Below are 7,328 nucleotides of genomic sequence, written 5' to 3' on the forward strand. Positions count from 1 at the left end.
CTATTCCTGATCAATACCTAACATTTTCTTTAATTGGCTTAACTCCGCTGCTTCACCTTTTTTAGCAGCATCTTGAATGGCACGGGTAGGTGCGTGCATCAAGCGGTTGGTCAGTTTGTTTGCCAACTCGAGTATTACTTTTTCTGCCTCTTTACCTGCTTGTAGCTGGCCAAGGGCTTTTTCGACAAGTTCTGACTTTATATCTTGTACATCGTTGCGATAATGGCGAATAAGATCCACCGAATCGAGTGAACGCAACCACATAGCAAATTCATCGGTACGTGAGCGAATAATAGCTTGCGCTTGCTCCGCAGCCTGCTCACGGGCGGCGATATTCTCGCTTACTATGGCTTGTAAGTCATCAACTGAATACAAATAGGCAGCATCTAATTCGCCTACTTGGCTTTCGATATCACGCGGTACCGCAATATCGATAAATAACATTGGTTTGTGGCGGCGCTTTTTCAACGCCTGTTCTACCACCCCTTTACCAATAATAGGCAAGGTACTGGCGGTTGAACTAATAACAATATCGGCGTCGTGTAAACGCTCAGGTAACTGGGCAAGTGCAATCACATCCGCGTTAACCTCACTGGCTAAGGTTTTAGCGCGTTCAATAGTACGGTTTGCCACCGTTATTTTTTGCGGATCGTTTTGGTATAAGTGCTTAGCAACTAATTCAATCGTCTCACCTGCACCAATTAGCAGTACATTGGTTTTATCTAGTTTACCGTAAATATGTTTCGCAAGATTTACCGCAGCATACGCAACCGATACGGCGCTGGCACCGATGTCAGTTTCGGTACGAACTTGTTTTGCCACAGAAAATGTTTTTTGAAACAAGCGGTCAAAGGTTACACCAATGGCATCGTGAGTTTTTGCATTATGGTAGGCTTGTTTTATTTGCCCTAAAATTTGCGGCTCGCCGAGTACTAACGAATCTAGACCACAAGACACCCGCATTAAGTGATTAATTGCTTCGTGATCTTCATGATAATAGATATTATTGCTCAGTTCTTGTTCATCCAAACCATGGAAACTGGCTAACCAGCGCAACAAGGTTTGGGAATTACGCTCGGCAAGGCTACAATAGATTTCAGTTCGGTTGCAGGTCGAAACGATAACCGCTTCATTAAAATGCGCATGACCACTTAATTGCTGTAACGCCTCAGACATTTGCTCAGGCGAAAACGCGACTTTTTCGCGTAATTCTACGGATGCGGTTTTGTGATTTATACCAAGTGCTACGATGGTCATATGTACCAAATATTGCTAAGCCCAGCTGTAAAGGCATTAATTTTACCAAAAATCAGCGGAATATGGAAAGTAAGGAACGACATTTGATTAAACAATATTTGATTTTATTCATGTTTTTTTTATTTATCGGCGGTTGTGCGCAAAAAATTTCAACTGTTGATTACATTTATCCTGACTGGAAAAGCCGATTAGAACAACAAGCACAGTGGCAAGTGCAAGGCAAAATGGCATTTATTAGTACAGAGCAGCGCCAGTCAGCCAATTTAAATTGGCAACATGATGAGCAATACAGTGACATGGTACTTACCAGTTTTATTGGTACCCGCATTTTGTCTTTAAAACAAAATGCACAAGGTGCTGAACTTGAGTATGACGACAATGTGTATACCGACCGTGATGCCTCAATGTTGTTATATCGTTTAACCGGCTTTTCAATCCCATTAGATAATGCCGCAAAGTGGCTAAAAGGCACCGTCGAGAACGACCAAGCCAATTATGATGAGCAAGGCCGTTTAAAAAGTCTTATTTGGCAAGCTCACAATGGTCAACAGTGGCAAATAACCTATTCAGACTACATCAAACAAGATGGTTATTGGCTTCCTGTTAAGCTAAGCCTTAAAAACAATAAAATTCGTATTAAAATTCAACTTAATGATTGGCAGTTAAATTAATCATGACACACGCTTCAACCGCCCCGCTAACTTTAATAGCACCTGCAAAACTTAATTTATTCCTTCATATAAATGGTCGCCGTGAAGATGGCTACCATGAACTCGAAACCTTATTTACCTTTTTAGAGTTTGGTGATGAGTTAACATTTACTGTCAACAACGAGCCAGGTATTTCTGTAACCGGTGATACAAACGGTATTGAGCTTGCAGATAACCTTATATATAAAGCAGCCCGTTTATTACAACAACACTGTAATTGCCAACAAGGCGCTTCAATAAAGCTATTAAAACGTTTGCCAATGGGCGGTGGTGTAGGCGGCGGCTCATCTGATGCCGCCACTACTCTACTTGCTCTTAATAAACTATGGGGCTGTGATTTATCACTTACAGAATTAGCAGAGCTTGGGGTGAAATTAGGCGCTGATGTACCGGTATTTATAAATGGTCACACTGCCATTGCGCATGGGATTGGCGAGCAACTAGAAAATGTTGAATTACCGCAAAGTTGGTTCTGTGTGGTGCATCCAGGGCAGCATGTGAGCACCGCGAAAATTTTTACCCACCCAGATTTAAAGCGCGACACACCTAAGCTAAAAGCAGACTGGCAAACAGAAAATTTAGGCAATGATTGTGAGGCTTTAGTTAAAAAGCTCTGCCCCGAGGTTGAAAAAGCCCTGCAGTGGTTGCTAAAATACGCCCCGTCAAAGATGACTGGTACAGGCGCTTGCTGCTTTGCTGAGTTTTCAACCGAGGCACAAGCACAACAAGTTTTAGCTCAATTACCAGAAAAATGGACAGGTTTTGTTGCAAGTAGTGCTACACTTTCTCCTGCTCATACAGCATTAAATGCTCACTTTGAAATGAAGTAACGTACAAGTAAATGTTAACCTGCTTTGGTGCCCACCATAGCCTGTTAGTCCCAAAATTCAGTGCCTGAGGAACCCTACCGTGCCTGACATGAAGCTCTTCGCTGGTAACGCAACACCTGAGCTAGCTCAAAAAGTTGCAAAACGTTTGTATATTGAATTAGGCGATGCTGTTGTTGGCCGTTTTAGTGACGGTGAGATCAGTGTTCAAATTAATGAAAATGTTCGTGGCTCTGACGTTTTCATTGTCCAATCAACCTGTAACCCTACTAACGATAACTTAATGGAGCTTATCGTTATGGTTGATGCCCTACGTCGTGCGTCTGCTGGACGTATTACAGCCGTTATCCCTTACTTTGGTTATTCACGTCAAGACCGCCGCGTGCGTTCTGCTCGTGTACCAATTACAGCTAAAGTAGTTGCAGATTTCCTTTCAAGTGTTGGTGTTGACCGCGTTCTAACGGTTGATTTACACGCTGAACAAATCCAAGGTTTCTTCGACGTACCAGTTGATAACGTATTTGGTAGCCCAGTTCTACTTGAAGATATGAAAGAACGCGACTTCGATGACGTTGTTGTTGTTTCTCCTGATATCGGTGGTGTTGTTCGTGCTCGTGCAATCGCTAAGCTATTAAATGACACAGACCTTGCAATTATCGACAAGCGTCGTCCACAAGCAAACGTTTCACAAGTAATGCACATTATTGGTGACGTTGAAGGTCGTGACTGTATCATCGTTGATGACATGATCGATACCGGTGGCACTTTATGTAAAGCAGCAGCAGCGCTTAAAGAACACGGTGCAAAACGCGTATTTGCTTACGCTACTCACCCAGTACTTTCAGGTAATGCAGCTGAGAACATTCGTAACTCAGTCATTGACGAAGTTATCGTAACTGACTCAATCACACTATCTGATGAGCTTAAAGCAATTGATAAAATCAAAGTGCTTACACTTGCAGATATGCTTGCTGAAACAATCCGTCGTATCAGCAACGAAGAATCTATTTCAGCGATGTTTGAACACTAATCAACATTACTGCAATACTAAAAAAGCACCGTCTAGGTGCTTTTTTTGTAGTCGTTATTTATTTTCCCCGAAAGGGGTGGTATGATAGCGCGCCTTTTGGCTGGGGACCTTGGTCGCAAAGGCCCTAAGACTATTAATTATTGGAGACATTATGTCAACTTACACATACAATGCAGAATTACGTACAGAAACAGGTACTGGTGCGAGCCGCCGCCTACGCCGTGAAGATAAAGTTCCTGCAATCCTTTACGGTGCTGACAAAGAAGCTGCATCAATCGTTCTTGCACACAAAGATATGATCAAAGCGCAAGAAGACGAAGGTTTCTACACGCACATCCTTACTTTAAACATCGGTGGCGAGTCAGTTGAAGCTATCCTTAAAGATATTCAACGTCACCCGTACAAGCCTAAGATCACTCACTTAGACTTCCAACGTGTAGATGCTACTCACAAACTTCACACTAAAGTGCCAGTACACTTCATCGGTGAAGAGAAAGTAACTAAAGCTGGTAACACTGTTGTTCACCAATTAACTGAAATCGAAATCACGTGTCTTCCTAAAGCACTTCCTGAGTTCGTTGAAGTTAACGTTTCAGACTTAGTAGCTGGTGATTCAATCCACCTTTCTGACCTTAAACTTCCTTCAGGTGTTTCATCTGTTGAGCTAACTAAAGGCGCTGATCACGATCAGTCAGTTGTTACTGTTAAAGCTAACAAAGCAGCTCCAGCTGAAGAAGAAGCTTCAGAAGACGCTGCAGAATAATTTTTAAGGTGTAAACACCTTGAATTCTATTCAAATGCTTGTGGGCCTGGCTAATCCAGGCCCCGAATACGCAAACACACGCCATAATGCAGGTGCTTGGTTCATCGAAGAACTGGCTGCACGTTATAACTGCACACTCAAACATGATCCTAAATATCACGGCCTCACCGGCAAAGTGATTATTCAAGGCCAAGAATTTAAATTACTGATCCCTACAACTTATATGAATTTAAGTGGTAAGGCGGTGAGTAGTCTCGCTAATTTCTTTAAAATCCCTGTTGAGAACATTCTCGTTGCTCATGACGAAATGGACTTAGATCCTGGGATTGCAAAACTTAAAAAAGGTGGCGGCCACGGCGGTCACAATGGTTTAAAAGATATTATTGCGAAAATGGCAAACCAAAAAGATTTCATGCGCCTTCGCATAGGCATTGGTCATCCAGGCCACCGAGAAATGGTAACAGGCTGGGTGCTAGGTAAAGCCGCGAAAGACGATCAAGAAAAAATGGACGCCGCCGTTGACGAAGCAGTTCGTTGTATGGAAATACTTGCAAAAGATGGTGTGTTAAAAGCACAAAACAGACTACATTCATTTAAACCTTAATCCGTTTTAATGAAATTACACAAGGTATCTTACTATGGGTTTTAAATGTGGCATCGTTGGTTTGCCAAACGTTGGTAAATCAACTCTATTTAATGCACTAACTAAAGCGGGTATTGAAGCCGCTAACTTCCCTTTCTGTACCATTGAGCCTAACACGGGTGTGGTACCGGTTCCTGATGCGCGCTTGAATGATTTAGCCGCTATCGTAAATCCTCAGCGTATTTTACCAACGACGATGGAATTCGTTGATATTGCCGGTCTAGTAAAAGGCGCATCGAAAGGTGAAGGTTTAGGTAACCAATTCCTAGCAAACATTCGTGAAACAGATGCGATTGGTCACGTTGTTCGTTGTTTTGAAGACGAAAACATTGTTCACGTTGCTGGCACAATTGACCCTGCTGATGATATCGATGTAATTAACACTGAATTAGTACTTGCTGATATGGACAGTGCTGATAAAGCGATTGTTCGTAATGCTAAAAAAGCAAAAGGCGGCGACAAAGACGCTAAAGAGCAAAATGCTGTTTTAGAAAAAGTAAAAGTACACTTAGATGAAGGTTTAACGTTACGTTCTTTAGAACTAACAAAAGAAGAAAAAGCAGCAATTAAGCCACTTAACTTCTTAACAATCAAACCTACCATGTACATTGCGAACGTGGCAGAAGATGGTTTTGAAAATAACCCTTACCTAGACAAAGTACGTGAAATTGCCGCTGCAGAAGACGCAGTTGTTATTCCAGTATGTGCAGCGATTGAATCTGAGTTATCTGAACTTGAAGAAGAAGATAAACTAGAATTTATGGCTGACCTAGGTTTAGAAGAACCAGGTCTTAACTTAGTGATCCGTGGTGGTTACGAGTTACTTAAATTACAAACCTACTTCACTGCTGGCGTTAAAGAAGTACGTGCATGGACAATCCCAGTAGGTGCGACTGCACCACAAGCTGCGGGTAAAATCCACACTGACTTTGAACGTGGCTTTATCCGTGCACAAACTATCGCATTTGACGACTACATTGAGTTTAAAGGCGAAAGCGGTGCTAAAGATGCTGGTAAGATGCGTCAAGAAGGTAAAGAATACATCGTTAAAGACGGCGATGTGATGAACTTCTTATTTAACGTATAAGCATATTCGTTCATTCGATTATAAAAGGCTCGTTATTACGAGCCTTTTTTATAGCCTAAATATTCCTAAAACATTAAAGCATGGTGAGTAATACCTCTGCTTGTTCTTTTTAGTGATGTACGGTGTTATTTATGCTTAACAGTAAATCGTATTAATAAATACGTCGAAAGCAAATGAGTGATAACAACTGTCAATTAGAGGGGGTTTAAAAACTCGCTAGCAATTTTGCGACCTATTGACTGCTTGATTAGCAAATTGTGGGTATTTTAGAAGTAAAAACTAGGCCGATTAATCGCAAATTTGCCTGTATAAAATCATTCGCTTTTCATTTTTTGCAGTTAAACACGTTAAAAAAACACACTTACTAATTTTGAAACTTGATTTTTGTATGAAAATCAAGCAACTTTAAATGTGCGTTTTAAAACTCTTATTATGCATTTGGGAATTAAACTAATAAATTGCAGTCAAAAAAACAGCAATTTAAATGAAATTTAGCCACTTAGCTTAATTTTAATGCAAACAAACACTGATAAGCATTTTTTTGCAAAAAAGGTGTTGACGGATTTAGGTCATATCAGCATAATACGCCCCGCACTCAGCGATGAAGTGCTAACAAAAAAGATGGCTAAGTAGCTCAGTTGGTTAGAGCACATCACTCATAATGATGGGGTCACAGGTTCAAATCCCGTCTTAGCCACCATTCTTTTTGTTGCTCAATGAAGAGTTTAAAATAACTACCAGTACTTTAAGTACGAATGATGCGGGAGTGGCGGAATTGGTAGACGCGCTGGATTTAGGTTCCAGTAACTTCGGTTGTGAGAGTTCAAGTCTCTCCTTCCGCACCATGTTCTTAAGTAGAACTAAAACTCTTCAAGTTTAGCGTTGGGATATCGCCAAGCGGTAAGGCAGCAGGTTTTGATCCTGCCATTCCCAGGTTCAAATCCTGGTATCCCAGCCAACTACTTACTTCCCTTTCAAGTTTCAAGTTTCAAGTTTCAAGTTTCAAGTTTC

At 41.4% G+C, this 7,328-nt stretch carries 7 protein-coding genes and 3 tRNA genes; 9 read left to right on the top strand and 1 reads right to left on the bottom strand.

The window, feature by feature from the left end; genetic code table 11:
* Nucleotides 1-1,257, bottom strand: coding sequence for a glutamyl-tRNA reductase (gene hemA, locus AN213_RS01090; RefSeq protein ID WP_054561815.1), 1,257 nt, complete (start codon nt 1,255-1,257; stop codon nt 1-3).
* 83 nt (nt 1,258-1,340) lie between these two features.
* On the opposite strand from hemA, the gene lolB reads away from it, so the two are divergent.
* The 9 genes from lolB (at nt 1,341) to AN213_RS01135 (ending at nt 7,275) form a co-directional block, all read left to right on the top strand.
* Nucleotides 1,341-1,928, top strand: a complete 588-nt coding sequence (gene lolB, locus AN213_RS01095) for a lipoprotein insertase outer membrane protein LolB (protein WP_095209678.1) — start codon at nt 1,341-1,343, stop codon at nt 1,926-1,928.
* Between the two features lie 2 nt (nt 1,929-1,930).
* On the top strand, nt 1,931-2,797 hold the full coding sequence (gene ispE, locus AN213_RS01100) for a 4-(cytidine 5'-diphospho)-2-C-methyl-D-erythritol kinase (RefSeq protein WP_055196902.1): 867 nt from the start codon (nt 1,931-1,933) through the stop codon (nt 2,795-2,797).
* A gap of 79 nt (nt 2,798-2,876) precedes the next feature.
* Nucleotides 2,877-3,824 carry a ribose-phosphate pyrophosphokinase gene (locus tag AN213_RS01105; protein ID WP_054551652.1) on the top strand — a complete coding sequence of 316 codons (948 nt, stop codon included), beginning with the start codon at nt 2,877-2,879 and terminating at the stop codon, nt 3,822-3,824.
* A gap of 151 nt (nt 3,825-3,975) precedes the next feature.
* The gene (locus AN213_RS01110) at nt 3,976-4,587 is read left to right on the top strand and encodes a 50S ribosomal protein L25/general stress protein Ctc (RefSeq protein WP_054551653.1); all 612 of its coding nucleotides are present in this window, start codon (nt 3,976-3,978) and stop codon (nt 4,585-4,587) included.
* 19 nt (nt 4,588-4,606) lie between these two features.
* Entirely contained in the window at nt 4,607-5,191 is a 585-nt protein-coding gene (gene pth, locus AN213_RS01115) for an aminoacyl-tRNA hydrolase (RefSeq protein WP_082389177.1), read from the top strand.
* A gap of 34 nt (nt 5,192-5,225) precedes the next feature.
* On the top strand, nt 5,226-6,317 hold the full coding sequence (gene ychF, locus AN213_RS01120; RefSeq protein WP_055196903.1) for a redox-regulated ATPase YchF: 1,092 nt from the start codon (nt 5,226-5,228) through the stop codon (nt 6,315-6,317).
* A gap of 623 nt (nt 6,318-6,940) precedes the next feature.
* A tRNA-Met gene (locus AN213_RS01125) sits at nt 6,941-7,017 on the top strand.
* A gap of 60 nt (nt 7,018-7,077) precedes the next feature.
* Nucleotides 7,078-7,162: transfer RNA gene (locus tag AN213_RS01130), tRNA-Leu, on the top strand.
* A gap of 38 nt (nt 7,163-7,200) precedes the next feature.
* Nucleotides 7,201-7,275, top strand: a tRNA-Gln gene (locus AN213_RS01135).
* Nucleotides 7,276-7,328: the final 53 nt, after the last annotated feature.

Source organism: Pseudoalteromonas sp. P1-8 (assembly GCF_001399985.1).
Classification (GTDB): Bacteria; Pseudomonadota; Gammaproteobacteria; order Enterobacterales; family Alteromonadaceae; genus Pseudoalteromonas.